This is a genomic window from Pedobacter sp. D749, from assembly GCF_019317285.1.
Lineage (GTDB): Bacteria > Bacteroidota > Bacteroidia > Sphingobacteriales > Sphingobacteriaceae > Pedobacter.
Genome location: NZ_CP079218.1, coordinates 428,418 through 454,914, shown reverse-complemented (window position 1 = coordinate 454,914; position 26,497 = coordinate 428,418). Strand labels below are relative to the sequence as shown.

Genomic DNA, 26,497 nt, shown 5'->3' with positions numbered 1-26,497 from the left:
AAATCGAGCGGCTTAATACCTGATATTCTGGTGTAATATTCCTCAATTATCGTGTCTCAAAGATCACGACTCAAGCCAATTAAATAATGCCTGTCCTGGAAAATAAGCAAACTAAAATTGGGCAGTTGTTGGCCTGCCAATGTCTTCACGTCAATCTAAAGCACCTTATTTAGACTCATTAAATATAATTTGCACAATACCAATTAAAACGATTTCTTTGTGGGTATAAACCAACGTAACTTTTGCAAAGCTGTAAAACGCTCCAAAATGAAATCAGAACAGAATCCTAAAAAACTAAGCTGGGCAAAACACCAAAAGAGGTGGTTTGGTAAATGGCATCTTTATATTGGCATTATTGCCGGGGCAATTGTTGCTTTTATAGGCATTACAGGAAGCATACTTGTTTTTCAGGACGAGATTGACCGGGCTTTGAATCCAGATCTGTTTGAGGTGATTGCGCAAAAGCAAAAACTGCCCGTGGAAGAGATTTTGCCACTCATAAAAAAGAACTATCCTAAGCTAAAAATAGATTACCTGATGCTAAATAACTTCAAGAACCCCAATGAAGCTTATAGCGTAATCAATTTAAAAAGTAATGAAGAAACTTTTATTAATCCCTATACCGGAAAAATAGGTGGTAAAAGAATACATACCAGTTCTTTCATCCATGTGGTTACCGAACTGCACCGGACTCTGCTGATTCCGGTTGCCGGACGATATATCTGCGGACTGGCTTCCCTTTGCCTTTTAATCCTGACCATCTCTGGTCTGCGTTTATGGATTCCAAAGAAATGGAAACAATTAAAATCGGTACTTACGGTAAGGTTTAGCGGATCATTTAAACGCCAAAACTATGATTGGCACAATTCACTGGGTTTTTACTCCTCACCTATTGTAGCAATATTGAGCCTTACTGGTTTCTCAATCACTTTTTCTACGCTTGTTATTCCGCTGTTATTTTTGCTTAGCGGAAAATCGCCGCAGGGTGTTGCCCAACTCCTGGGTGCTAAATCAGCATGGCACGCAGAAGCTACTTCATTGCCACTTACAGCTATTGTTCATGCAGCCAAGGAAAAAATGCCTAATGCTTACATTGGTGGTATTGCCTTCCCTGCAGATAAAATGGGTGCATATCGCCTCGACATGATGAGTGGAAATCTTCCGAGGGTTGGAAAACGGGAAATGTTGATTGTAGATCAATACACAGGCAAAACATTGTTAAACAGCCGTAAGGATTTCCCCAATGTCGGTAATGCTTACCTCAGCTGGTTAACACCTATCCACTACGGAAGCTTCGGTGGCAGGCCTACACAAATTATCGCCCTTATTGCCGGCCTAATGCCACTTGCGCTTTTTATTACAGGTTTTATAATCTGGTGGCCACGTTACAGGAAACAAAAGAGAGGCAAAAAGCATAAAACAAATGAAGCCAATTTAGAAGAGGGATTGGAAACACAGATAATTGAAAAAGAATTAAAACCAGCGAAAGTTAAAATGCCCCTCCCTAAATTGGGTAGCTATTTCCTGATCCAGTTTAAATCAGGATTAAAATATGCCATGATTATCCTATTAATCAGTTTTATTATGGGGGCACTCTATGGCCTTCCTTCGGGAATCATTATTCAGCCGGCCATTTTAGTTGTGGCGTTTAGCTGTGTGATGGTCTGTTTAAATTTCATCTGCGCCTTGTTATCTGAAATATTCAATATCCTGTTTTTACTCCCATTTAAAAAAGGCAGCCATAAGTTAACACGATATTTTGCATTATCAACGGCATTTTTGGTATGTTATTTAGCTGTTTATATGGTGCTGCTTAATACGGGATTAGAAGTTTTTTAGTATGAACGCTTAGACATTCTCTTGCAGTCAGTTGGTAACAGCTGACAACACCCCACGTCTGAAAACACATCGTGGCTATTTCTTATGTATAAAGTCTTTCAGTTGCTTTTCGAACTTGCCACTGGAGTAAGCTTCATCACTATTGATAATTTGGTACCGCTTTTATCTGACGTAACATTAACCAAAGTACAGGAAACCTTGGTTCTGGTAGCGGTTATTTTCGCTACAGTTTAAGCCTGATACTTTTACTGGCTGCCCGTTTTCCGTTTACCTCAACAGTAATGTCCCACCGGCCGATAAAATTCTTTGGGCTCAGCAACTACAGAATCCGATCAGATTCTGTAGTTGCAGCAAATGTTATGGCAGATATACCTGCCATAAGCATACAACCTAAACCAACCAACTTTTTTCTTGTGATGTAATTAACTTATTAAGCAGTTAAACACATTTGGTTAGCTAAAAATTCTCTTTGATTAATTGAATTTTAACAATTAATTGAATTGTAACAATATTTTTATAAATTACAGCAACAAAATTAAATATCGTCTTATCAACCTAAAAGTAAACAACCTAAAACTTGAGCATTTAAACACTTAACAATACAGAACTAAAACTAAACTATTCAAATTTGCACCTCCTAACTAATCATTGTTAAGAGTTCATAAAACGTTTTATGTTTTTTATTCAACAGTGCTAAAAATCATTTGATGCGGTTTGAATGCCTAAGGCTGGACATTTAATGGAGTAAACTAAAACTAAACTAACAAATTGTATGAAAATGAGTAACATTTATTCTGCTATCAATGCGCTAGAAATCAAAATTCCTAGCGCAACCAAAGGTCTGCGGAACCTAGCACTCGTAGCTGTAGCTGGTCTTTGCTTACAAAATGCAGCCAGGGGTGAAGGTACTGTAAGAAACAAAAACATCATTCCAATGGTAAACACTCCAAAAAGTGTTAGCTACAAACTAGCTAAAACGATCAATGGATTGGTAACTGATGAGACCGGGCTTCCACTCCCTGGTGCAACTGTGGTGGCTAAGGGAACCAGCGCTAAAACACTTACAGGAAATGACGGTAAGTTCGTGCTAAACATTCCTGATGAGGCCACAATTTTGGTGATTTCTTATGTCGGCATGGATTCGCAAGAGGTAAACATTAGTAATTTAACCAATGTAACAGTAAAGCTAAAACCTTCCGGTAATGCAAACTTAACAGAGGTGGTAGTTACCGCTTTGGGTGTAAAACGTGAGAAAAGAGCACTTACATTTGCTGCTCAGCAACTCGCTGGTCCAGAATTAACAAAAGCTGGCAGTCCCAATTTCATGGAAGCTCTAAGTGGCAAGGCTGCAGGTGTTGATGTGGGAATCAGTAACTCTGGTGTAGGAGGATCAACAAAAACAGTATTAAGGGGTTCTAAATCAATTGCGGGAAACAGCGAAGCTCTTTTTGTAATTGATGGTGTACCAGTTGTAAATAACAAAGGCGGGCAGCCGGGATCTTACGGAGGCACTGATGCAGGTGATGGTTTATCAGCGCTAAATCAGGATGATTTTGAATCGGTTACTATTTTAAGAGGCGCAAACGGTGCCATTTTATATGGAAGTCAGGGTGCAAATGGTGTGATTTTAATTAATACAAAAAAAGGTCAAAACGGCAAAATCGCAATTGCTTTAAATTCTATAACCAATTTCAGCAGTGCTGCTACATTACCAGAATTTCAGTTCAGTTATGGAGCTGATGCCGGAAATGATAGGAGTTGGTCTAAAACCAAAGGAAATTACCAGAGTAATTATATCGATGATTTTTTTCAGACCGGCGTGAATACGATTAATTCGGTATCTGTATCTGGAGGGAATGAAAGAACAACTACTTATTTTTCATACGGTAACAATTATGCAACAGGTATTGTACCAACCAGTACTTACAATAAGCATAATGTTACGTTAAGTCAGGAAACAAAGTTATTTGATGACAAACTTACTTTAAGCGGTAATGTAAGATTTTCTTACGAAAAGTCGAAGAACCGCCCTGGTGCGGGTTATTACAACAACCCAATAACAGGGTTATATCTATTTGCACGGGAAAGAAATTTTGATGATTACAAAAACAATTATCAAATTTTTGATGCTACCCGAAATCTGTTTAAACAAAACTGGTACTCCAGCGAGGAAAAACAAAACAACCCTTATTGGGAGTTGTATAACGACCCAAAACTTTCTACCAGCAACAGGGTAATTGCTACAGCAAAAGCATCGTATGCATTTTTACCACATTTTAAGTTTGATGTACGTGGTAACATTGATTATAATGACAGACTATTAGATTATCGTTATGCTGCAGGTGGAAACTCGGTAAGTGTAAGTTCTAACGGTACCTGGAATTACGCTAAATATAATGACAAAGCCTTATATGGCGATGCTATTTTAAGCTATGATAATACTTTTGGTAAATTAAGCTTGAGCAGTGTACTGGGCGCAAGCATCCAAGATTATACTTTTAACGATGGGATGACTTTTGGAAACGGTACAGTGCCGCTTCAGTACCCAAACTTTTTTAGTTTTGCAAACCTGCCATATAATCTGGTTATTAACCAAACTTACAGCAGAGTTCAGAAACAAGGCTTATTCGCTAATGCTTCATTGGGCTTTAAAGATATGATCTATGTTGATTTGGCTGGCCGAAACGACTATGCCTCTACACTAGCTACCACCGGAAATGACTCTTATTTTTACTATTCAGCTGGTTTATCGGCAATCATTAGCCAAATGGTAGCCATGCCTAAAGAAATCAATTTCTTAAAGGTAAGGGCATCTACATCTCAGGTAGGTAACGAGGTACCCTATAACATTGTAAACCCTGGTAACACCATAGGTGGTGCAGGCGGACCAGATGGCATAGGTGGGATTAACAGAAATACACAAACCCCATTTGCAACATTGGTGCCCGAAAAGATAATTAGTAATGAGATTGGTTTAGAAGGTCGTTTTCTAAATGATAGGTTAAGTTTTGATTTTACTTACTATAAAAATACCAGTACGAATCAATTTTTATCTTTAACAGCGCCTTCTGGTTCTGGTTATACTTTTTATTATGTAAATGCGGGTAAGGTAACGAACCAGGGTTTTGAGTTAACATTTGGTGGAGATCCTGTAAAAAATGATGACTTTAAATGGAACTCAACACTTAATTTATCGCGCAATAGAAATAAGATCGTAGAGCTTATCGCCGAAAACCCGGAATACCAGGTAGGTAGCAATGATGAAGGATTTAATTCAATCATTAAATCTGGAGGTTCTTTTAACGATTTGTATATTTTTAAACTTGCGCGTAATGCAGCTGGCCAAATCATATTGGATGCCGATGGAAAGCCAACCAGAACAGCAATACAAGAATATGTAGGAAATTTAAATCCTGATTTGATAACGGGTTGGAATAACACCTTTACATACAAAAACCTAAGTTTAAGTGCATTGGTATCTGCTAAGTTTGGTGGTGTTGCCTTTTCTAAAACCGAAGCTTTCTTAGACGCATACGGTGTAAGTAAAAGAACAGGCGATATTCGCGATGCTGGTACAACCATGCCTATTAATGCCATTAAAGGCAATACACCAGTTACATCAATCGATCCGGTAGATTACTACAACGTGATAGGTGACCGAAATGGAATTATGGAACCCTATGTGTTCTCACGTACTAATGTTCGTTTAGCACAAATATCATTAGCCTACAACATACCAATAAAAGGTTCGGCTATTAAATCTGCATCTGTTTCGTTAATTGGCCGTAACTTGTTCTTCTTCTACAAAAAAGCTCCATTTGATCCTGAGCAAGCAATGAGTACGAACAATAGTAATCAGGCAAATGACGTGTTTGCAGTTCCTGCTACACGTTCTTACGGTTTTAATCTTAAGTTGAACTTTTAATATATTAAAGTAATGAAAAAATTATGTTTAATGGTGCTTGCCTTGATTTTATTCAACTCCTGCACCAAAAATTTCGAAGAGATCAATACAAATCCCAATCAGATCACAGATAAGTTATTAGAGCAGGATTTCAATTTAGTGGGTTCTTCTTTTTCAGTAATGTTATTTAACCTGATGGGTCATCAAATTGAAGAAGATTTATGCTATGATAACTGGATGGGTTATATGGGTACACCAACGCCTTATGTTGGGAATGTAAATAATACAACCTATTACCTGCGCTGGATTGATGCCTATTGGAACCGGATATATGGTAGCGTAATGTCTCCGTCAAAACAGGTTATTGAGCTTGCTGTTGAAAAAAAATTACCCTTATTTGGCGATTGGGCTAAACTGGTTAGGATATTAGCGATATCTAAATTAACAGCTATACATGGCCCGGTAATTTACGCTAACTATGGAACTTCAGGTTTGGGTGCAATTAAATACGATAAAGAGTCTGATTTATATAATAATATGTTTACCCAGTTAGATCAGATTGAAACCAACTTGAAAGCAAACAGCACTTACACTGGCTTTACCAAATTTGACCCTAGTTATAAAGGCGACATTGCTTCATGGCTAAAATTGCTTAATTCAGTACGCTTCCGATTGGCCATGCGTTTGGTTAAGGTTAGTCCTACAATTGCCAAAACACAGGGTGAGAAAGCTTTAGCCGATGCAGCTGGATTGATTAGCACCAATGCCGAAAATTTTCTTTTGCCTTTAAATGGCAATGTTATGCCGGTTTCTATGATTAGTTTTGATTGGAACGACACACGCATGGGTGCAACAATGGAATCATTTATGGTTGGTTTAAAAGATGGCCGCGTGGCTAAATATTTTAATGAGGTGAGCGATGCATCATTGGTTACTGATCACCCTTCATATAAGTATAAAGGTATCCGCAGCGGAGCATTTATAAATGCCAAAGATGATAGAGTTCCATATTCTACCGTGAGTACGGATTTCAAATCAGTCCAAAAACGGAGAGGCTTCACCGCATCGGAAATTGCCTTTTTAAAAGCCGAAGCAGCATTAAGGGGTTGGGCAGGTGCTGGCGATGCCAAAACCAACTATGAAAATGGAGTACGCCTCTCCTTTGCCGATTGGGGAGCAGCAGGAGTAGATGCCTACCTGATTGATGCTACAAGCAAACCAATAAACTATATCGACCCAAAAGATAGCAGAAATAATTTTACCGCACTTTCTACCATTACTGTAGCTTGGAATGAAGGCGATTCTAATGAATTGAAACTGGAAAAAATTATTACACAAAAATACCTGGCCACTTTTACCAATACATTAGAGGCCTGGGTTGATTTTAGAAGAACAGGTTATCCTAAAATTCCACATGTTGCAAAAAATGACAGTAACCCGGATTGGGGAATTATAACAGCTGACCAATGGATAAAGCGACTGGTATTTGTACCTGCAGAAAGAACCGGAAATGCTTCAGCTGTTGCAGAGGCTTCGACATTTTTAAGCTCAGGTAAAGATGATATTGCATCACGCTTATGGTGGGATACCGGTACTACCAATAATTTTTAATATTTTGGAATAATAAACAACGAGGCCCTTGCAAATTGCTCTGCAAGGGCCTCGTTTATAAATATGATGGTATTTTATCCATTAATTGCTTTAACCCCCGGCAATTCTTTACCTTCCATGTATTCTAGTAAAGCACCACCGCCAGTAGAAACATAACTAACTTCATCTTCCATTCCGAATTTTGCAATGGCTGCAGCCGAATCGCCACCACCAATTAATGAGAATGCACCATTATCTTTAGTAGCCGCCACAACTGCTTCTGCTACAGCTTTAGTGCCTACCTGAAAGCTTTCCATTTCGAAAACACCCATCGGACCATTCCATAATAAAGTTTTGGAATTTTTGATTACTTCCTGGAATAATTCAACTGATTTCGGGCCGATATCTAATCCCATCCAGTCTGCAGGAATTTGCCCCGAGGTTACATCTTTTTTATCAGCATCATTGGCAAATTTATCTGCAATTACCGTATCCACAGGTAAAATCAGTTTTACACCTTTTGCTTTCGCTTTTTCAATTAGTTCTAAAGAAAGTTCTTGTTTATCAGCTTCCAATAACGAGGTGCCGATTTCTCCACCTTGTGCTTTGGCAAAAGTGTAAGCCATACCGCCACCAATAATCAGGTTATCTACCTTATCTAATAATTTCTCAATCAAAAGAATTTTATCAGATACTTTAGCGCCGCCCATAATTGCTGTAAAAGGTCTTTCTGCGTGGTTCAGGATTTTCTCTGCATTTTCCAATTCCGATGCCATTAAATAACCGAAGTATTTTGCATCCGGGAAAAACTGAGCGATAATTGAAGTTGAGGCATGCGCACGGTGAGCAGTACCAAAGGCATCGTTTACATAAACGTCGCCTAATTTTGATAATTTCTCTGCAAAGCCTACATCACCTTTTTCTTCTTCTTTGTAAAAACGAAGGTTTTCTAATAATAAAACTTCTCCCGATTTTAAATCAGCAGCCTGTTTAACTGCACTTTCGCCAATGCAATCGTCAGCAAACTTAACTTCTACACCAACAAGAGCAGATAAATCAGATAAGATGTGTTTTAAAGAATATTTATCCGTAGGGCCGTCTTTTGGGCGACCTAAGTGCGACATTAAAATAACGGCACCGCCATCTTTTAAAATTTTGCTGATGGTTGGTAATGCAGCCCTGATTCTTTTATCGTCTGTAATTTTAAATTCATCATCTAAAGGCACGTTAAAATCTACCCTGATTAATGCTTTTTTATCTTTAAAGTCAAACTGGTCAATGGTGTTCATGTTAATTATTTTTGATTTAAGTTTAATTTCATTTCGTAATGGAAACCGATGCCTGGGATATCAAATTCCGGCGACTCAGTAGTGAAACCGATTTTTTTATAAAAAGCTGCTGCTGTTGAGCGGGCGTTGCACCATAAATAATCGGTATTGTATTCTTTCAGGTAATCGATGGCAAAAGTAACGAGTGCAGCACCATAACCTTGCCCGCTGGCATCGGGATGTGTAGCCATACCACGGAGCTGGTAACCCTCCCCTTCTTCCGGGAAAAAATCGTTACGCATAAATGTGGCAATAGATTTTATTTCACCATCTTTTAAAAAACCCAGGTGAAAAGTATCGTAAGCCAGGTCGCCTTCAAAAACGCATGCTTCGAATGGCTTACCATTGCGTAAAACGAGGCTTCTTAAAGGTAGAACTTCTTCCGGAAGAATAAATTTGACCATATTTTTATCATCAGCTTATACCTAAATACATTGCTATAGGATGTACCGCAAACGTTTGCAAAGTTAATAAAGCAATTGAAACCCGATAATAATAATAGCCATAAAGTGCTAACATTTTGGATATAGAACCGATCTGATCAAACGGTTATCATTTAAAACAAGGGTAAAATGTACATATTATCAAACAGACCTTCCATTTACTTGTTGATGATATAGGATAGTGAATTTAAAGCAGAAAACGTGAAAGAAGAAAACATCAAAACAGCAGCCAGAATATTACTTGGCGCAGGATTAATTACTGCCGGAATTGGTCATCTGACCTTTGCGCGCAAACCTTTCCAGGCGCAAGTACCAGATTGGGTACCTTTGAAAAAAGACGATACTGTTGTTTATTCTGGTTTTGTTGAAATTGCATTGGGTACCGCATTAGTGCTTGCCCCGAAAAAACACGAAGCTTTAATAGGCAAAATTGCCGCAGGATTATTTGTTGGCGTATTCCCAGGGAATATTTCACAGTACACCCATAAACGCAGCGCATTTGGGCTTAATACTGATAGTAAGCGTTTTTTACGTCTGTTTTTTCAACCGGTATTGGTTTATTGGGCATTAAAATCAACGCAGAAAAGAAAGCTTATTTCTTAGATAAGGCATCGATTTTTCTGACCACATCGATTAAACGGCTGCTGTAACCGTATTCATTATCGTACCAGCCAACAACCTTAACCAGATCGCCGACAATTGAGGTTAACAGCGAATCGAATATACACGAATGTGGATTATCAATAATATCGATCGACACAATCGGATCTTCAGTGTACTCAATAATACCTTTCAATTCATTTTCGGCAGCGTATTTGAAAGCTGAATTAATTTCTTCGATGGTTGTTTTCTTCTTTAACAGACAGGTAAAATCGGTTAAAGATCCGTTTAAAACCGGAACCCTAATCCCTGCACCACCCAAACGCCCATCCAATTCGGGAAAAATATGTGTAATGGCTTTTGCTGCACCAGTTGTAGTTGGGATGATGGAAGATGAAGCTGCCCTTGCCCTACGCAGATCCTTATGGTTTGCATCATGCAGATTCTGATCGCCCGTCATGGAATGGATCGTAGTGATATAACCTTCTTCAACGCCCCAATTATCGTTTAAAATCTTAATCATGGGAGCAATATTATTGGTTGTACAACTCGCATTTGATAGTACAGCACTTGTTAAATCAATATGATCATCGTTTACCCCCAATACAACCATTGGAATATCATCGGCTGCCGGAGCGGAAATTAATACTTGTTTTGCACCCGATGCAATATGTTTTTCGGCTGATGATTTTGTGAGGTTTCTGCCCGTGCAATCAATGACCAAGTCAACGCGCAATGCAGACCATGGCAACTTATCAGCTGATGCAATGGTAAAAACCGGAATCAAAAGGTTATCAATTACAAGTGCATCAGGCTTTGCCGAAACGTTCCCTGCAAAAACACCATGAACACTATCATACTTAAACAAATGCGCCATTGTTTTCGCATCTGCAAGATCGTTAATGGCCACCACTTCATAGCCTTCAGCCAGTGCCAGGCGTAAAAATGTTCTTCCTATTCTACCAAAACCATTTATTGCCAGCCTCATGATATTAAAATTAGAGCGCAAAATTAGTATTTATTTATCAAAGCAAAGACCTGATCACATAAGATGATAAAAATGCAGTATACCAGTTTAGATTACCTATTGAGAGGCAAAAATTAAGAATTCAAAATGGCTAAAATAGCATTTATTTATTCTTCTTAAGGAACAGACTTAATGTTAGCATACTATTAAATACAATACAGATACCAATAATGATCAGGATTAAAACAAAATTTCCCAGGTTCTGCAATACAAGGGTAGCAGCAAGTACAAATATGTTAAGGCCAAGTGCAGAAATTACAATCCAGTTTGTTCTTATCCCCATATTTTCCAAACGGTGGTGGATATGGTTACGGTCGCCCTTAAAGGGAGAATGACCTTTTAATATCCGTACCGTAAATACCCTTAAAGAATCAAATATAGGCACAATCAGGATGGCAACAGCTATTGCCGGGGCTGAATAAAAAGCCGGTTTATTATCGCCTGTAAACTTATTTAGTTCGATAAACTTAATGGCCAATGCTGCAGAAATGAGTCCAATGATTAAAGCCCCTGTATCGCCCATAAATATTTTTGCAGGAAACCAGTTGTACTTTAAAAAGCCTGCGATTGCACCTGCCAATGCAAAGGCGATAAATGCATAAGACACCTGCCCCATTGAAGAAAACAAAACACCAAAAACCAGGCTTGTTAAAATGCCTATTCCACCTGCCAATCCATCTATGCCATCTATTAAGTTGAATGCATTGTTCAGGAAGATAATGAGCGCGATGGAAAAAAGGCTTCCCCAAAGAGGTGCCATATCGCCTATGCCCAGCACACCGTACAAACTTGTTAGACGGAAAGCTCCAAAAAACACAAGGATAAAGGCGACCACAATCTGCAATATAAATTTTGTACTGGTATTGGTGCCATGAACATCGTCTTTTAAGCCAAGTGCCGATAACACAATACACGATGCAATTAAAAAATTGGCCTCTTTAAAATTAATAATGGCAGAAAAAAGCAGGATACTCACTGTAAAACTACCTATAATAGCCAAGCCACCTAAACGTGAAATATTACGTTTATGGTTTTTACGATGAAGGTCGTTCTTATCAAAAAGGCCATACTTTAAAGAGGTATAAATCACACTCGGAATACTGATGATTACGATGGAAAAGGCCAGAATAAATATGGCTATGTAGAAATAATTTGTGTTGCTATTCAGTATATCTTCAAACAAAGCGGGATAACTTGGTAATACAAATATAAGCAATGTACGCTTAAAAAACTGGCTTTTACAATTGTTTAATATGATATAAATCAAATGAGATGTAGGATTATATCACGTTATTTGCTGACCAGACACCAGATCACCCGATAACTCCAAGAAAGGACGATAATCAGCAGAAATTTTATTACTATTAAGTTCTCTTTTCATTTATATTGATTTTTATGAAATAAATTAAGCTTTAGAATAACTATTCAACGTTTACAGTCCTGCTATATAAAAGATTAAAATTGATTGAGTTTACTTAGTTTTTTCCTGATTACTACAAAAAGCGGATATGGTACACGATTTCTTTTCAGGGCTTTATAATCATTCGCAAAGGCAGAGACCCTGCTCATTAAAGATTGATTGCTTACGCCGCCTGTGCGCATATTAACCATTAAAACAGGCAAATAAGCTGCCTCAATTTTATGAGTATAAAAGTAACGTAATATTAATTCGTAATCGGCAGCAGTGCCTAAATTCAAAGCATAATATCCATTTTTTTCAAACAATGCCCTTTTCAAATATAGCGTGGGGTGTGCGGGCATCCATCCTTTTTTAATATCTTCAAATGTGTTTTGGTATGATTTCCAGGTCCTGATCACTTTATGCGTTACAGGATGGATGTAATTAAGGTCACCATAAAGTCCATCTATTTCCGGCAGGCTGGTAAAGGTTTTGGCTACTGATGCCAGTACATCAGTACCAGCAAACAGGTCATCGGCATTTAAAATCCCAATTACCTCTCCGGTTGCGCGCTGAATCCCTTTATTGATTGCATCATATAAGCCATTATCTTTTTCTGAAATAAAATAATCAATGGCAGAATGGTTTTCCTGAATAATATCCAGTGTATTGTCTGTCGATCCGCCATCAATCACTATATATTCTATATCAGGATAGGTTTGTGCCATCACTGAATTAAAACACTCCTGCAAAAAGGTTTCTCCATTATAAACAACTGTGATGAGCGATATTTTCATTGTGACCAAATCAGGATTCTTCGGCTTTCTTAAAAGTAAAAACTGTGTAAAGATAAAGAATAGCTCTACATCTGCCGAATGGTTTCCTATCTACCCAGAGTAAAGATTATAGTCTATTTCTTCTTTTGATGAATACAAGGCCAAATAGGCCTCCCATTGCGCCTACAATCCAGAAATGGCTGTCCAGATCGCATTGCACCATGGTAAATGTACCTTGTGAACCATACCTGAATGAACCTAACAAACATATCTTGATACCTAATGCATCCACGCCTAACGTTCCGTCGCAAATAACACAAGAAGATCCTGTACTGCTTGGGGTCCAACTACAATAGTTAGCAGATAAAGGTGTTGAAGGAGAATTATTATATAATTGAGAAGAGCCTAACACTTCAAGCGAATTAGAAGTATAAACCCTGTTATAATAAGGCACTAAGCAACCTGTTGCGGAACCCTGGGCATACATATCAAAAGAAATTACGATAAGTATTACTAAAAAACAAAAGCCTCTCATGCATCATTTTAATGGTGATGCACGAATTTACTATGGTTCTAAACTAAAAACGCCGTTCGTTTTGTTCAATAACCTGAAGGCTATTATCGCTAAGGAGATGTATTAAAGCACTTTGCTTTAATACAAGAGAAATATTTTAATTTCTAAGATAATTTAATATTGCAGCTACCCAATAATGCTTTAACGTATTACTTTACTTCAGAAGTAAGATCAAAAAAACCAACTCCATACTTCCTGATGTAAAAGAAACCCCCACCCCCCATCAATGCCAATAGGATAACAGCATAATTATCGATAGGCAATGAATTGGTGCCACAATATGTAGAATTGTTCACACTATAAGTTGCTAAGTCACCTTGTAGATAACTTCCACCACTGGAAACATAACAAACTTCTCCAACCTGATTATATTCACCAAATTTACTATTAATAACGCCACAATGATATCCATTAGCCTCGGTATCATTGTATATTTCATAATTACTAGAATTGTTATTATAAATGTGATATAAACCATTACTGGTATTATTATTTGGCCCCCAATTATATGGATTACCATCTTTGCTATAAGAGAAATACAATCTGGCTGGTGAGCCTTGAATTACACAACCATAGTTGCGACCTGGATCTGATGCAAAAGTTTTTAACGAAATAATTAAAAAAAGTAAGAACGGGATGTAAAAATTATGTTTCAATTTATAAGGAATTAACTAAAAAAATAAGGGTGTAAATATTTTTCATAAAACAAACAATTCGTATTATTAAAACGACAAAAATAAGCTTAATTGAGTATTGAACAAAATGAATAACTACACTAAACAGATTGATATGACAATTGTAATCCTTTAAAAAAAATTGAAAAATTAAAAAAGATAGCCCTATTCTACATAGAGCGATAAAATGGCTTTAAACGATTAATTTCAGGCTAACAAGAACCTTGATTTTTATCAATAACAAAATATTTATTCAACAACCTTTTACCTCTATAAATTAGATAAACCAGGCCACTATATTAACAAGATTGGACAATGTAAATCGGATATTTTTATGATTATAAAGATGGGTTATCCCACATGATGAATGCTTTTGTTGTGCAGGTAAGGATTGAGATCATGACGCAATAAATGAAGAATACCCGCCTTTTTCTCAGTAATCCCGGACAAACCTCGATGTATTCTCTTCCAATAAATGTATTTAAAAACTAAATTTCAATAGATCCTGACACCAAATTTCTAAACATCAGGGCAATGATAAATTAATATCTATACCCCCAATAATATTTTAAAATTGACTAAAGTCAAAAAATCAAACGACCTAAAGATGATTTTTTGATTTAGAATTTAACAGATTAAAAAGATAAACTGTTATTTCTCCGCCACTTTCAAATCTTAAAGACAACTATTTTAAAAGTCGCTCCGCTTCTAAGTTGACTTTTTTTTAACGATTTTTAACCATATTTTCGCCCATTAGCCTTAAGCTTCCATTCAATATCCGATTTAAGATGATGATCCAGACAAAAGCAATTTTAAAATTTCTTTACGTTTTATTTTTCTGCATTACGCTTGCCAGTTGTGCTTCCAGAAAAGAGCATAGTTTATTTAACGCCCCAAGTGATGTCGTTACGGATACCATTAAACAAGTTTATGTGGTAAACGACCCGGGCATTAGTGATGCGTACTACAAAATAAAAGTAAATGATCAGTTGGCCATCAGAAATGTACAGAATAAAGAATTTGGGGCATCTCAATCTTCAAACAATGGTTTAAACGGTAATCAGAATATAGCTGGCGGCTCAATAAATAATATACTTTCCTATCCGGTAGATATTGATGGTAAAGTTAACCTTCCTGCGATTGGAAAAGTAGACGTATTAGGCCTAAGCAGAAGAGATGCTGCCATCAAAATTCAGGATTTATATGCAAAACAACTTCTTCGCGACCCCATTATCGAATTAAGTGTGGTAAACTTAAAGGTAACCTTATTGGGCGAATTCAGCAAACAAGGTAATTTTTTACTGGAGCGTGAAAACACGACACTCATTGACATTATTGGTGAAGCAGGGGGCATTAATAAAACGGCTGATCCTAAAACGCTTAAAATTATTCGCGGCGACAGAAGCCACCCCGAAATTATCTATGTAAACTTAAATGATATTAACAGCCTGGCCAGCAAAAAACTAATTCTTCAGAATAATGATATTATTGTACTCCAACAAACCAAAAGTTCGGCATTGAGCGAAAAGCTGACTAGTGTAAATAATATTGTACAACCGTTTCTCGTTGTAGTCAACCTGGCTGTATTAATCTTTACCCTAACCCGCTAATGGATAACACTAAACCAACAGAAGCTAGAAAGTTAGCCAGCCAAACCGTCAACTATTGGAAAATCCTGTTAATTTTTTTAAGCAGGTGGTATTGGGTTGCCGGAACGGTAATAATCAGTTTTGTACTTGCCTGGCTTTATGTGCGCAGCATTACTCCTATATATATTACTTCGGCTTCGCTAAAATTAGATAGTGATCAGCAGGAACAAATGGCTTCGCTGCCTGGCTCTCCGTTAAACTACCGGCCTTTTAATCAGATTCAGAATCAGATCCAAACTGAAGGCATCATTATGCGCTCAGAAGATGTAATTTTAAACGCTTTAAAGAACCTGGATTATAAAATCAGCTATTATTTAGAAGGAAGGGTACGATTTACTGAACTTTATCCGAAACAACCTTTTCAGGTTGATATTTTAACACAGGATTCTGTAAACTTCAGCAGGGCTACCTATAATGTTAAGCCCATTGACAACCGTACCTTCGAACTATCAAGCAGCGATGACAACAATAAAAATTTGAAGAAATACCGTTACGGTCAACCAATTAGCATGGGCAATATGGTATTCACGATTAAAACAGAAATACCATCAACAGGCAATTACAGTTTTAAATTCAACGGAATCAGAGATTTGTACGGTAGGGCTGCAGGAGGATTAAATGTATTCGAACAGGAAAAAAACACCAATATCATGGGGGTTACCCACACCGATAGTAATCCTGTTTTTTCTGCCAATGTATTAAACGAGATCATCAAACAATATGTAAAAAATGATGCAACACTTAAAAAAAGATCAGCCAAACAAACTATAGATTACTTGGATAGCCAGATTGCCTTTTTAGATGCACAAGTTAGCAAATCGGGCAATAAACTTTCTAGTTTTCAAAGCAGTAATAAACTCATCGACCCCAGTAGCGAAAGGCAACAGGGAAATTCGAAACTAAGCAACCTGGAAAACCAGATTGCCGAATTACAACTGCAAGAGCTTGCTATCCAGCAATTAGAAACCCAGGTAAAAAACAATAAGGATCGGATACAACAGCTTAACCTTAATTTGGAAGGCACCAATAATACGCTCTTAACTGGTTTAATTACGCAACTTAACGGGCTTATCGTTAACAGAGAAAATAAGTTACAGAGCTTTAACGCAGATGCGCAGCCCATCCTGGATATTAACAAGCAGATTAACGAAGTAAAACAAGCCATTGTAACTAATATTCGCTTATTACACGAACGTAATCAAAAAACCATCCGTTACATCAATGGGCAAATTGGCCAGGCTAACCAGACACTGGGCAGTATCCCCGCTAAACAAAATGACTTTGCGAAATTGCAGAGCAATTTTGATATTAATCAACGTATGTTTTCAATGTTGTTTGAGCGAAAACTCTCTGCTCAGATCAGTTCAGCAGCCGTAATTTCAGGCGCCACAATTATCAGCGTAGCACAACCTTCTTTTTTCCCGATTTCGCCAGTGCCTAAGAAAATTTATTCTTCTTATTTATTTATGGGTTTGTTTTCGGGCATTGGTTTAATTCTATTGGTTAGAATATTAAATCCCTATTTGTACGATATCGAAACAATTGAAGGATTGACGACAACCCCAATTATTGGCGTAATTTTAAAATATCCCAAGAAAGTTAGCCCTGGTGAAAGTGTTTTATCAATAGAGCGCCCAAAATCTATATTTGCCGAATCGGTCAGATCTGTGAGAACTAACCTGAGTTTTATGGCCAGCGACCAGGATACCAAGGTAATCTGTATCACTTCTGAAGTTTCTGGAGAAGGAAAATCGTTCGTAAGTTTAAATCTCGCAGGAACCTTATCCATTATAGACAAAAAGGTGATTTTGATTGCAGCAGATTTGCGAAAATCCAAACTCCATCATGCTTTTGACTCTGACAACCGTATTGGCTTAAGTAATTACTTGTCAAAACAGGCTGCTTTAACTGATATTATCTTTACAGATGAAAAGCATAATATTGACTATATTACTTCTGGTCCGGTGCCTCCAAATCCTTCAGAATTACTTCATCACAAATCGATGGAAATATTGATCGAAAAACTTAGGGAAAGTTATGAGTATATTATCATTGATACCGCTCCTGTAGGCCTGGTTTCAGATTCAATACCGCTCATTAGAAAAGCTGATATCAACCTCTTTATAATCCGTTCAGGTATTTCCAAATTCAGGGCTGCAACTATTCCTGACCGTTTATCAAAAGAGTATGGACTTAACAACATTGCGATTATCCTGAATTCATTTGGTGATGAGAAGTTACATGGAAACATTTATACCACTAACTATGCTCATGGCAATACCGGAACGTACTATTATTCGAACTATACCGGCTACGGAAAAAGCGGCTATTATGATGAGGAGAAGAACTGGTGGGAATTTTGGAAGAAAGGAAGCTAATGTTTGTAATAGAGGAAATAACAGATGATAGCAGGAATAATCGGCTTACACTCTAATTGGTTAATTGACAAAATGCAAACAGGGTTTAATCAAAATATGATATAGCTAATGATAGATCAAAATTATAGGTGGTATCCGGTTTATACGCGTTCGAGAGCAGAAAAAAAAGCGTGTGAAGAGTTGAGCAGAAAAGGAATCCAAACTTATTTACCTCTTAAAAAGACAGTTAAACAATGGAGCGACCGTAAAAAAATCGTACAAGAGCCCTTGATTAAGTCTTATCTATTTACGTATATTTCGGCAAAAGAATATTCAGAAGTTTTGATGACCAATGGTATTGCCAGATTTATTTATTTCTCTCACCAAATCGCTCATATCCCTGACCAGCAAATTCATGATCTTAAACTTTTACTCGCTACAGATGCGGATTTGGAACTCATTGATTATGATATTAAACCAGGTGAAAAGGTATTGATTAAAGCAGGGCCTTTCAAAGGTGTAATTGCCGAATTGGTATCGGCACATAATAAGCAGCGTATTATTTTACGTTTACAGAATATGGGCTATTCGATAAATATCAATACATCGATAGCTTTTGTTGAACCACTATAAGGAAAGACAATGGGAGGTGGAAGATGTGAGAGGGTACTATTTAATAATAAATTAAAATACTGATGCTTTAAGCGCAGTACAATATAAAAAACAAATAATCAGTTCATTTTTGAAAATAAAATGTGACTGAGGTGGCGAAGCTGTATCCGGTGCAGAATAAATAACCTGTTTTTTAAAATAAAAAGCCAATGTGTCGAATAGCAGGCATCATCAATAGCAAAAAATCGTTCGAACAAGTCAATCAACAGGTGAAGGCCATGTGCGATAGTATGCAGCATGGAGGCCCTGATGATCGAGGTATTTATGCTATTGACAAAATGCCATTATGTTTAGGTAACCGTAGGCTGGCTATTTTAGATTTGAGCTCAAGTGGGCACCAGCCAATGATAAGTCACAACGGAGACCTGGTCATTACGTATAATGGTGAAATTTATAATTATCGCCAAATCAGAACTGAATTAATTAATTTGGGTTATGTATTTAAAAGCCAAACAGACACTGAGGTAATCCTATATGCCTATCAACACTGGGGAGAAGCCGCATTTGAAAAACTAGACGGACTTTTTGCCTTCTGCATTTTTGACAAACGGAAACAATGTATCTATCTGGTCCGCGATCAAAACGGAATCAAACCCTTGTATTATCATTTTGATAAGGAAACTTTAACCTTTGCGTCAGAAGTAAAGGCTTTCAAACACGCCGATATCAACCAGGAAAATGATAACTGGCGAATTTACTACCTTGCTTTTGGTCATATCCCTGAACCTTATACCACACTAAAAGATGTGTTTAGCCTCGGTAAAGGTTGTTTTCTGAAATATAACATGCGAAGTGCTGAACACTTCATTCAATCTTATCATGAATTCGAAAGTTCTTCTAATATTAAAAACGAATCCCATGCCATAGAAAGAATCCGCGAACAACTTAGCCTTTCGATTAAGCAGCAGATGATTTCTGATGTTGATATTGGTGTACTGTTTAGTGGTGGTCTGGATTCGAGTATTATTACGATGCTGGCCAATCAATTCAACAACAAACAGTTACATAGTATTTCGGCAAATTTTAACGAAATAGACTTTTCCGAAAAAAAACAAAGGAATAGTTTGCTTCAAAAAATAAACGTCAAAAAGATCGAACAGCTGATTACCTACCGCGACTTCTTACAGCATTTTGAAACCATTCTAGCCGATATGGATCAACCCACAAATGACGGGATCAATACCTGGTTTGTATGTAAAACAGCTAAAGAACAAGGGATAAAAGTAGTGCTGTCAGGGTTAGGTGCCGACGAGCTTTTTGGAGGATACCCTTCTTTTGACCGGATTTATAAGATACAAGACTTAAATTGGTTAAGTAAAAGTGTTTTAAGAAACATGCGTTTCTCCAATAATACCAGGTTTAAAAGACTATACTACCTTAGTTTAAATTCTCCTATTGGCGAATATCTATGCTTGAGAGGCGTTTATTCACCCGATGTAATCGCTGAATTATTAGACATTGATATGACAGAGATTATCAATTGCCTGGAAAATATCCCTCTTCATCCTGCAATAAAGAGAACCAGTAACGAAACCCGTGCAAGTTGGTTTGAATTTAACATGTACATGCAAAACCAGTTATTAAAGGATACCGACTTTATGAGCATGAGCCATGGTGTTGAGGTGAGGGTTCCGTTTCTCGACCGTAATTTTGTAAATTTGGTTCTTTCCATTTCAACAGATATCAAGTTCAGTTACAAACAAAAAAAGAAACTTTTGGTAGAAGCATACAAGGAGGATTTGCCGACAGAAACATGGAAAAGATCGAAAATGGGTTTTACTTTCCCTTTTCAGGAGTGGATGAGAAAAAATCGCGATATTGCCGATCCATCACGATACCAAAATAAACGGGCAAAATCGCTCATAAAAAGTTTTGGAGAAAACAAACTACACTGGAGCTCAGCCCTGGCTTTATACCAAACTTACCATGTCAGTTAAAGTTTTATTTTTAACACTTAGAACTTTTAGTTTAACTGGCGGCATTGAAAAAGTATGCCGAAGTTTATCACGTGTTTTATACGACCTGAGCGAGGAGGAAATTGTTCAGTCTACCGTATACTCGATGTACGATAAAAATACTGACCGCGATTCGAGATACCTAAGCAAACACCAGTTCTATGGTTTTAACGGAAACAGGGAGCGATTCGTGCTGCAATCTTTTTTAAGTGGATTAAAAGCCAATGTGATTTTATTGAGCCATATCCACTTAATCAGCATCGTTTATTTCATCAGGAAAATACATCCCCATAAAAAGATATATTTATTGGCGCATGGCGTAGAAATTTGGAGAAAGTTACCCAACTCCAAGCTCAAAATATTAAACCAATTGGATAAAATTATATGTGTCAGTCATTTTACAGCAGGTAAAATTATGGAAATGCATCATATTCCCGAAGATCGCATTGAAATATTAAACAATTGTCTGGATCCTTTTTATCACCTGTCTACCGGGTTCGAAAAACCACAGCGTTTATTGGATCGATATCATTTAGATGATAAAAACTTAATTCTGTTCTCATTATCCAGGTTATCCTCTTCGGAAAAGTATAAAGGATACGACCACACTATTAAGCTATTTCCACAACTATTGGAAAAATACCCAAACCTGGTTTACCTGCTGGGTGGAAAATGGGATGTGGAGGAAAAGAATCGATTAGAAGATTTAATTGCAAAGAACCAGCTTCAAGAATATATCAGGATGGTAGGTTTTATTGATGAAACCGAACTTACTGAACACTTTTTACTGTCTGACATGTTTATCCTACCCAGTAAAAAAGAAGGCTTCGGCATTGTATTTATAGAGGCATTAGCCAGCGGCCTGAGGGTTATTGCAGGCAATAAAGATGGCAGTGTAGATGCACTTAAAGGCGGAACGCTTGGTATTTTAGTTGATCCTGATAATCAGGAAGAAATTTTAGCCAGTATCTGCAATTTATTAAGTCATAATCAAACCGACAACGAGAAAAAAAACCTTCAAAAAAAATGCATAGAGGCATTTGGATATGATCCTTATCTTCAATCGATAAAAAACTTGCTTTTAAATGGGACAATCAGTCCTGCATTCAAAATAAATCAGCAACAATAAAATTAATGGATAGCCCCAATATTTCTAAAGAAGAACAAAAGTGGACGATTGAGGCAAAATCATCTTTGCTCGATCTAAAGCTAAATGAGGTTTGGGCGTACCGGGATTTGTTGATACTATTGGTGAGAAGGGATTTCGTTTCTTTTTATAAACAGACTATTTTAGGCCCACTCTGGTTTTTTATTCAACCATTGTTTACCACTATCATCTTTACCTTTATATTTGGCAATTTAGCCGGCATATCAACAGATGGATTACCTAAACCGCTTTTTTATATGGCAGGCATTACCGCCTGGAACTATTTTGCAGATTGTTTAACCAAAACATCTTCTGTTTTCAGAGATAATGCAGGTATTTTTGGCAAAGTCTACTTCCCCAGATTAATTATGCCTTTGAGCATAGTAGTGAGTAACCTGGTTCGTTTTGGAGTACAGATGCTTCTGTTCCTCGTCTTAATGGCTTATTATTATTTCATCGGCGCCAGTTTCAACATCAGTTGGGCAATTTCCCTGTTTCCGGTTATTGTATTATTAATGGCTTTATTGGGTTTGGGGGCAGGCATGATCATTTCTGCGATGACAACAAAGTATAGGGATCTGGCTTTCCTGATTGGCTTTGGGGTACAGTTACTGATGTATGCTACCACAGTAATCTATCCCCTATCCGAAGCCATCAAAAAATACCCAACCTATGCCTGGATCATTAAATATAATCCCATGACCCCAATTATTGAAACTTTTAGGTATGGCTTTTTGGGCGAAGGGAGTTTTAGCTGGTTTAGTTTAGCTTACTCAATGATTGTTACATTAATCCTGCTTATTGTTGGTACTATAATTTTTAACAAAGTGGAACGGAATTTCGTTGATACAGTTTAGATGGGAAATGGAAGGTATAATATGAATAATGGAAAGCGTAATTTTAAGCATATTTTAAATGTCTGACATTGCGATAAAAGTAGAAAATTTAAGCAAAGCTTATCAGTTAGGACAGATTGGAACCGGAACGATCAGCCGCGATTTAGAGCGTTGGTACGCCCGTATTCGGGGCAAAGAAGATCCTTTTCTACGTATCGGTGAAAGCAATGATCAAAATACGAAAAGTGCGAGTGATGTAGTGTGGAGTTTAAAGGATATTAATTTTGAGATTGAACAAGGCGATGCTGTTGGCATTATTGGCCGAAATGGAGCTGGAAAAAGTACATTGCTCAAAATATTAAGTAAAGTAACCGCTCCTACTGCCGGCAAAATTTCGGGTAAAGGACGGATAGCGAGTTTACTTGAAGTTGGAACAGGCTTTCATCCCGAACTCAGTGGCCGTGAAAACATATTTCTCAATGGTGCTATTTTGGGTATGCGTAAAAAGGAAATACATCGCAAACTAGATGAAATTGTAGATTTTGCAGGGATAGAGCGTTATTTAGATACACCGGTAAAAAGGTATAGCTCCGGTATGTATGTTCGCCTGGCTTTTGCTGTTGCAGCACATTTAGAAAGCGAAATATTAATTGTAGATGAAGTATTAGCAGTAGGCGATGCTGAGTTTCAAAAGAAATGTTTAGGCAAAATGGGTGAGGTGAGTAAAGGAGAAGGCAGGACGGTACTTTTTGTGAGTCATAATATGGGTGCGGTAAAGCAACTTTGCAACAGTGGAATAGTACTTAAAAACGGTCTTGTGAGTTACAAGTCGGATGATATGTCTGAAGTTATTAATAAATACCTGACTACAGAAGATAGAGAATTGTCAAACAGCCTTAATATTGATGGCAAAAAATACAAAAATCAATATTTCATACCCTTGATGATAAATACTAAAAAAACTTCATATAGCCTGAAAGAAGAAGTTGAAATTTCTATTCTGGGAGAAGTTTTGGAACCTAATAGCTCGTTGCAAATAGGATTTTCCTTGTATGATGCTGATGGCAATAATCTATTATGGTCATTTCACACAGACACAATTACTCAAAATAACTTTCCAAAAGGCAAAATCAAACTCACAACGTCCATTACTCCTTATTTGTTGAACGAGGGAAAATACTACATTTCCCTAGGTGTTGCAATATTCAACCAGTTTTGGATTATAGATCCCGATAATAACAATGATAGAATATATTTTGAAATTAATGGCGGTTTTGATTTTTCAAACTTTTGGACGGAAAAGAGGCCAGGGATTCTCGCAAAAAAATTTAACTGGAAATTAGAAAAATGAAATGGGATCGATAACAATGGGGCCTGATAAAAGGCTTGTTAAATTTATAAAAGAAAAATATCAAATTACCAACTTTATAGAAACCGGCACCTACCAAGGCGGTACTACTGAATGGTCAGCTGATGTTTTCAAAAATGTATATTCAATTGAATTTTCTGAACATTGGTATAACTATACTAAAGAAAGACTAAAATCAAGGGAAAATGTAAATCTTTTATTTGGCGATACAAAAAGTATACTTCCAGATCTCCTTCCAAAAGTAAATAACGCCATTTTGTGGCTCGATGCACATTGGTGCGGTAACCATTCTTTTGGAGAAAAAGATCAATGCCCCTTATTAGTTGAGTTGGAAATCATTAACAGGTTTAAACATCTGTTCGACAAATTGTTCATCATGATTGATGATGCTCGTTTGTTTTTATCCCCACCTCATCATCCGCATGCGTTAACAGATTATCCTGATCTTGCTGAAATCATGCAAGCACTTACACCCGAACGTCAAATTTATGTATTCAACGATATTATACTGGCCGTTCCAAAATCCTACCAGCACGAATTTAGTATTCTGCTTCAAAACCTGGCTACAGAAGATTTAAATGTCGATGTAGTGCCAATGCCTTCAATCAAAAACCAAATTGTTAGAAAAATCAGGCATAAAATATCAACAATAATGACCCGGAAAAAATAAACTATTTCCTTAAAAAATCATAAAAGAAAAAATTGTTAAGAAAAATTAAAAATAAACTTCGTTATACTGCAGTAGGAAAGCTGTATGGTTATTTCACTTTAAGAAAATTGTTTAGAAAAAAAGTGGAAACTTTTAATTCAGACTTAGTTAATTTTCGACTGAGCGAAGGAAATACTAATCTCAGATTCGATCAAAATTACGATCATTATCCATTATTAGATGACCGAACATCAGTTACCGAAATTGAACCTCACTATACTTATCATCCTGCATGGGCAGCGAGAATTTTAGCGAAAACCCAACCTAAAAAACACGTCGATATTTCTTCAATCCTACACTTTAGCACCATAGTATCTGCATTTATACCCGTAGAATTTTATGATTACAGACCTGCGGAAATTAAGCTGGTGGGACTAGATACCAAACATGCCGATTTAACACAATTGCCATTCAGAAGTAATACGATCGACTCTTTATCTTGCATGCATACACTTGAGCATATTGGACTTGGAAGATATGGAGACGAAATTGATTATGATGGAGACCTCAAGGCAGTTAACGAATTGATTAGGGTATTGGCGGTTAATGGAAACTTACTTATAGTTACTCCGATTGGCAAAGCTAAAATAGCATTTAACGCACACCGGATTTACGCATATGATCAGATTATCTCTTACTTTTCAAAACTCGAACTTATTGAGTTTTCTCTGATCCCTGATAAATTTGAAAATATTGGTATGATTAGAAATGCCAGCAAAAAACAAGCAGATGAGCAAAATTGGGGCTGTGGCTGTTTTTGGTTTAAAAAATCTTTAAATGATCAGTATTAAATTACAAGGTAGATTAGGAAATCAGTTATTCCAGTATGCGTTTGCCTACGCTACCGCTAAAAAACTAAATTCGAAGTTTTATTTTGACAGGAGGCTGCAAGCTTTATTTATTCCCAAATATTTTGCACAAACAAAAGATATCTTCTATTACTTAGATCAAACGATATTTTCTTTAAAAGGGTTTGATGATTTTTTTTCAGTTTATCTCAAACAAAAATTTTATGCGTTGTTAAAAAAAATCCTAAATTATGAAGAAGTATATATATCAGATCAGTTGGAACCGCAGCTGGAGAGCTTAAAACTGAACGATCGGAAATTATTTACCGGCTTTTTCCAATCGGAGTATTATTTCGCTGACTTTAAAGAAGAAATAAAAGCGAAATTAGTTATTAAAGAAAAATATCAGACAGATTTTAGAAATATATTTAACGATTTGCCCCAAGGATACAAATATGTGGTTATACACGTTAGGCGATCGGACTATTTTCATTATGACATCCAATTACCAGCAGAATATTATCACAATGCAATTTCGGCCATTGAAAGCGAAAACAATTACTACATATTAATTAGCGACGATACAGATTTTTTAGAGTCCGAATTTGGATACCTGAATAAAAAATATATTTCCCGATCAACGGAAATTATCGATTTTCAGTTTTTAATGCAGGCAGATATTTGTATCATTTCCAATAGTACTTTTAGTTGGTGGGGGGCTTATTTAAATGTTAAAAATGCAACTGTGTATGCACCAAACAAATGGTTTCCAGATTATGGAAAAATAGAATCTCCTTGCAATATTTTATTAGATAACTGGAATCTCATCCCGGTCTAATGGTTTTGCATATTTACACAAAT

At 36.9% G+C, this 26,497-nt stretch carries 22 protein-coding genes; 15 read left to right on the top strand and 7 right to left on the bottom strand.

Going from position 1 to position 26,497, the window contains the following annotated elements; translation table 11 throughout:
• Positions 1-267: 267 nt before the first annotated feature.
• The 4 genes from KYH19_RS01815 to KYH19_RS01800 all read left to right on the top strand — a co-directional run bounded on the left by KYH19_RS01815 (position 268) and on the right by KYH19_RS01800 (position 7,354).
• Complete coding sequence (locus tag KYH19_RS01815) at positions 268-1,839, top strand: PepSY domain-containing protein (RefSeq protein ID WP_219077354.1); 1,572 nt, start codon at positions 268-270, stop codon at positions 1,837-1,839.
• A gap of 84 nt (positions 1,840-1,923) precedes the next feature.
• The gene (locus KYH19_RS01810) at positions 1,924-2,073 is read left to right on the top strand and encodes a hypothetical protein (protein WP_165902548.1); all 150 of its coding nucleotides are present in this window, start codon (positions 1,924-1,926) and stop codon (positions 2,071-2,073) included.
• A gap of 544 nt (positions 2,074-2,617) precedes the next feature.
• Positions 2,618-5,764 (top strand): SusC/RagA family TonB-linked outer membrane protein, encoded by a 3,147-nt coding sequence (locus tag KYH19_RS01805; RefSeq protein WP_207908370.1) that lies wholly within the window; start codon positions 2,618-2,620, stop codon positions 5,762-5,764.
• A 12-nt stretch (positions 5,765-5,776) separates the two neighbouring features.
• On the top strand, positions 5,777-7,354 hold the full coding sequence (locus tag KYH19_RS01800; protein ID WP_132395152.1) for a SusD/RagB family nutrient-binding outer membrane lipoprotein: 1,578 nt from the start codon (positions 5,777-5,779) through the stop codon (positions 7,352-7,354).
• Positions 7,355-7,428: 74 nt separating this feature from the next.
• Here the strand turns inward: KYH19_RS01800 and pgk are convergent, their stop codons facing one another.
• Both pgk and KYH19_RS01790 read right to left on the bottom strand, forming a co-directional pair.
• On the bottom strand, positions 7,429-8,622 hold the full coding sequence (pgk, locus tag KYH19_RS01795; RefSeq protein WP_219077353.1) for a phosphoglycerate kinase: 1,194 nt from the start codon (positions 8,620-8,622) through the stop codon (positions 7,429-7,431).
• 5 nt (positions 8,623-8,627) lie between these two features.
• The gene (locus KYH19_RS01790; RefSeq protein ID WP_219077352.1) at positions 8,628-9,065 is read right to left on the bottom strand and encodes a GNAT family N-acetyltransferase; all 438 of its coding nucleotides are present in this window, start codon (positions 9,063-9,065) and stop codon (positions 8,628-8,630) included.
• A 240-nt stretch (positions 9,066-9,305) separates the two neighbouring features.
• On the opposite strand from KYH19_RS01790, the gene KYH19_RS01785 reads away from it, so the two are divergent.
• Positions 9,306-9,707 (top strand): hypothetical protein, encoded by a 402-nt coding sequence (locus KYH19_RS01785; RefSeq protein ID WP_132395155.1) that lies wholly within the window; start codon positions 9,306-9,308, stop codon positions 9,705-9,707.
• Here the strand turns inward: KYH19_RS01785 and gap are convergent.
• From gap to KYH19_RS01760, 5 genes are all read right to left on the bottom strand, one after another.
• Entirely contained in the window at positions 9,697-10,692 is a 996-nt protein-coding gene (gene gap, locus KYH19_RS01780; RefSeq protein WP_207908371.1) for a type I glyceraldehyde-3-phosphate dehydrogenase, read from the bottom strand. The genes KYH19_RS01785 and gap overlap by 11 nt on opposite strands.
• Positions 10,693-10,834: 142 nt before the next feature.
• Positions 10,835-11,914 (bottom strand): MraY family glycosyltransferase, encoded by a 1,080-nt coding sequence (locus KYH19_RS01775; protein WP_255562530.1) that lies wholly within the window; start codon positions 11,912-11,914, stop codon positions 10,835-10,837.
• A 272-nt stretch (positions 11,915-12,186) separates the two neighbouring features.
• Positions 12,187-12,927, bottom strand: a complete 741-nt coding sequence (locus KYH19_RS01770) for a glycosyltransferase family 2 protein (RefSeq protein ID WP_219077351.1) — start codon at positions 12,925-12,927, stop codon at positions 12,187-12,189.
• Positions 12,928-13,033: 106 nt separating this feature from the next.
• Complete coding sequence (locus tag KYH19_RS01765; protein ID WP_132395158.1) at positions 13,034-13,441, bottom strand: hypothetical protein; 408 nt, start codon at positions 13,439-13,441, stop codon at positions 13,034-13,036.
• Positions 13,442-13,629: 188 nt separating this feature from the next.
• Positions 13,630-14,136 (bottom strand): hypothetical protein, encoded by a 507-nt coding sequence (locus tag KYH19_RS01760; RefSeq protein ID WP_132395159.1) that lies wholly within the window; start codon positions 14,134-14,136, stop codon positions 13,630-13,632.
• An 806-nt stretch (positions 14,137-14,942) separates the two neighbouring features.
• Between KYH19_RS01760 and KYH19_RS01755 the strand changes: the two genes are divergently transcribed.
• The 10 genes from KYH19_RS01755 to KYH19_RS01710 all read left to right on the top strand — a co-directional run bounded on the left by KYH19_RS01755 (position 14,943) and on the right by KYH19_RS01710 (position 26,474).
• The gene (locus KYH19_RS01755; RefSeq protein WP_132395160.1) at positions 14,943-15,764 is read left to right on the top strand and encodes a polysaccharide biosynthesis/export family protein; all 822 of its coding nucleotides are present in this window, start codon (positions 14,943-14,945) and stop codon (positions 15,762-15,764) included.
• Positions 15,764-18,181, top strand: coding sequence for a tyrosine-protein kinase family protein (locus KYH19_RS01750; protein WP_219077350.1), 2,418 nt, complete (start codon positions 15,764-15,766; stop codon positions 18,179-18,181). Before KYH19_RS01755 ends, KYH19_RS01750 begins: the two co-directional genes overlap by 1 nt.
• 108 nt (positions 18,182-18,289) lie before the next feature.
• Positions 18,290-18,793 carry a UpxY family transcription antiterminator gene (locus KYH19_RS01745; RefSeq protein ID WP_219077349.1) on the top strand — a complete coding sequence of 168 codons (504 nt, stop codon included), beginning with the start codon at positions 18,290-18,292 and terminating at the stop codon, positions 18,791-18,793.
• A gap of 188 nt (positions 18,794-18,981) precedes the next feature.
• Positions 18,982-20,769, top strand: coding sequence for an asparagine synthase (glutamine-hydrolyzing) (gene asnB / locus KYH19_RS01740; protein ID WP_132395163.1), 1,788 nt, complete (start codon positions 18,982-18,984; stop codon positions 20,767-20,769).
• Complete coding sequence (locus KYH19_RS01735; RefSeq protein WP_219077348.1) at positions 20,759-21,916, top strand: glycosyltransferase family 4 protein; 1,158 nt, start codon at positions 20,759-20,761, stop codon at positions 21,914-21,916. The genes asnB and KYH19_RS01735 overlap by 11 nt, the downstream gene beginning before the upstream one ends.
• 5 nt (positions 21,917-21,921) lie before the next feature.
• On the top strand, positions 21,922-22,791 hold the full coding sequence (locus KYH19_RS01730) for an ABC transporter permease (RefSeq protein ID WP_219077347.1): 870 nt from the start codon (positions 21,922-21,924) through the stop codon (positions 22,789-22,791).
• A 58-nt stretch (positions 22,792-22,849) separates the two neighbouring features.
• A complete protein-coding gene (locus KYH19_RS24110) occupies positions 22,850-24,121 on the top strand; it encodes an ABC transporter ATP-binding protein (protein ID WP_132395166.1) in 1,272 nt (423 codons plus the stop codon).
• Between the two features lies 1 nt (position 24,122).
• Positions 24,123-24,809 carry a hypothetical protein gene (locus KYH19_RS01720; RefSeq protein WP_132395167.1) on the top strand — a complete coding sequence of 229 codons (687 nt, stop codon included), beginning with the start codon at positions 24,123-24,125 and terminating at the stop codon, positions 24,807-24,809.
• Between the two features lie 32 nt (positions 24,810-24,841).
• Positions 24,842-25,639 (top strand): DUF268 domain-containing protein, encoded by a 798-nt coding sequence (locus tag KYH19_RS01715; RefSeq protein ID WP_219077346.1) that lies wholly within the window; start codon positions 24,842-24,844, stop codon positions 25,637-25,639.
• Entirely contained in the window at positions 25,626-26,474 is an 849-nt protein-coding gene (locus tag KYH19_RS01710) for an alpha-1,2-fucosyltransferase (protein ID WP_219077345.1), read from the top strand. The genes KYH19_RS01715 and KYH19_RS01710 overlap by 14 nt, the downstream gene beginning before the upstream one ends.
• Positions 26,475-26,497: the final 23 nt, after the last annotated feature.

Coding starts and splice junctions, on each gene's coding strand:
- KYH19_RS01710 (WP_219077345.1), top strand. CDS start 25,626: ATGATCAGTATTAAATTACAAGGTAGATTAGGAAATCAGTTATTCCAG.
- asnB (WP_132395163.1), top strand. CDS start 18,982: ATGTGTCGAATAGCAGGCATCATCAATAGCAAAAAATCGTTCGAACAA.
- KYH19_RS01755 (WP_132395160.1), top strand. CDS start 14,943: ATGATGATCCAGACAAAAGCAATTTTAAAATTTCTTTACGTTTTATTT.
- KYH19_RS01745 (WP_219077349.1), top strand. CDS start 18,290: ATGATAGATCAAAATTATAGGTGGTATCCGGTTTATACGCGTTCGAGA.
- KYH19_RS24110 (WP_132395166.1), top strand. CDS start 22,850: ATGTCTGACATTGCGATAAAAGTAGAAAATTTAAGCAAAGCTTATCAG.
- KYH19_RS01790 (WP_219077352.1), bottom strand. CDS start 9,065: ATGGTCAAATTTATTCTTCCGGAAGAAGTTCTACCTTTAAGAAGCCTC.
- KYH19_RS01810 (WP_165902548.1), top strand. CDS start 1,924: ATGTATAAAGTCTTTCAGTTGCTTTTCGAACTTGCCACTGGAGTAAGC.
- KYH19_RS01730 (WP_219077347.1), top strand. CDS start 21,922: ATGGATAGCCCCAATATTTCTAAAGAAGAACAAAAGTGGACGATTGAG.
- gap (WP_207908371.1), bottom strand. CDS start 10,692: ATGAGGCTGGCAATAAATGGTTTTGGTAGAATAGGAAGAACATTTTTA.
- KYH19_RS01765 (WP_132395158.1), bottom strand. CDS start 13,441: ATGAGAGGCTTTTGTTTTTTAGTAATACTTATCGTAATTTCTTTTGAT.
- KYH19_RS01805 (WP_207908370.1), top strand. CDS start 2,618: ATGAGTAACATTTATTCTGCTATCAATGCGCTAGAAATCAAAATTCCT.
- pgk (WP_219077353.1), bottom strand. CDS start 8,622: ATGAACACCATTGACCAGTTTGACTTTAAAGATAAAAAAGCATTAATC.
- KYH19_RS01735 (WP_219077348.1), top strand. CDS start 20,759: ATGTCAGTTAAAGTTTTATTTTTAACACTTAGAACTTTTAGTTTAACT.
- KYH19_RS01750 (WP_219077350.1), top strand. CDS start 15,764: ATGGATAACACTAAACCAACAGAAGCTAGAAAGTTAGCCAGCCAAACC.
- KYH19_RS01770 (WP_219077351.1), bottom strand. CDS start 12,927: ATGAAAATATCGCTCATCACAGTTGTTTATAATGGAGAAACCTTTTTG.
- KYH19_RS01800 (WP_132395152.1), top strand. CDS start 5,777: ATGAAAAAATTATGTTTAATGGTGCTTGCCTTGATTTTATTCAACTCC.
- KYH19_RS01815 (WP_219077354.1), top strand. CDS start 268: ATGAAATCAGAACAGAATCCTAAAAAACTAAGCTGGGCAAAACACCAA.
- KYH19_RS01720 (WP_132395167.1), top strand. CDS start 24,123: ATGGGATCGATAACAATGGGGCCTGATAAAAGGCTTGTTAAATTTATA.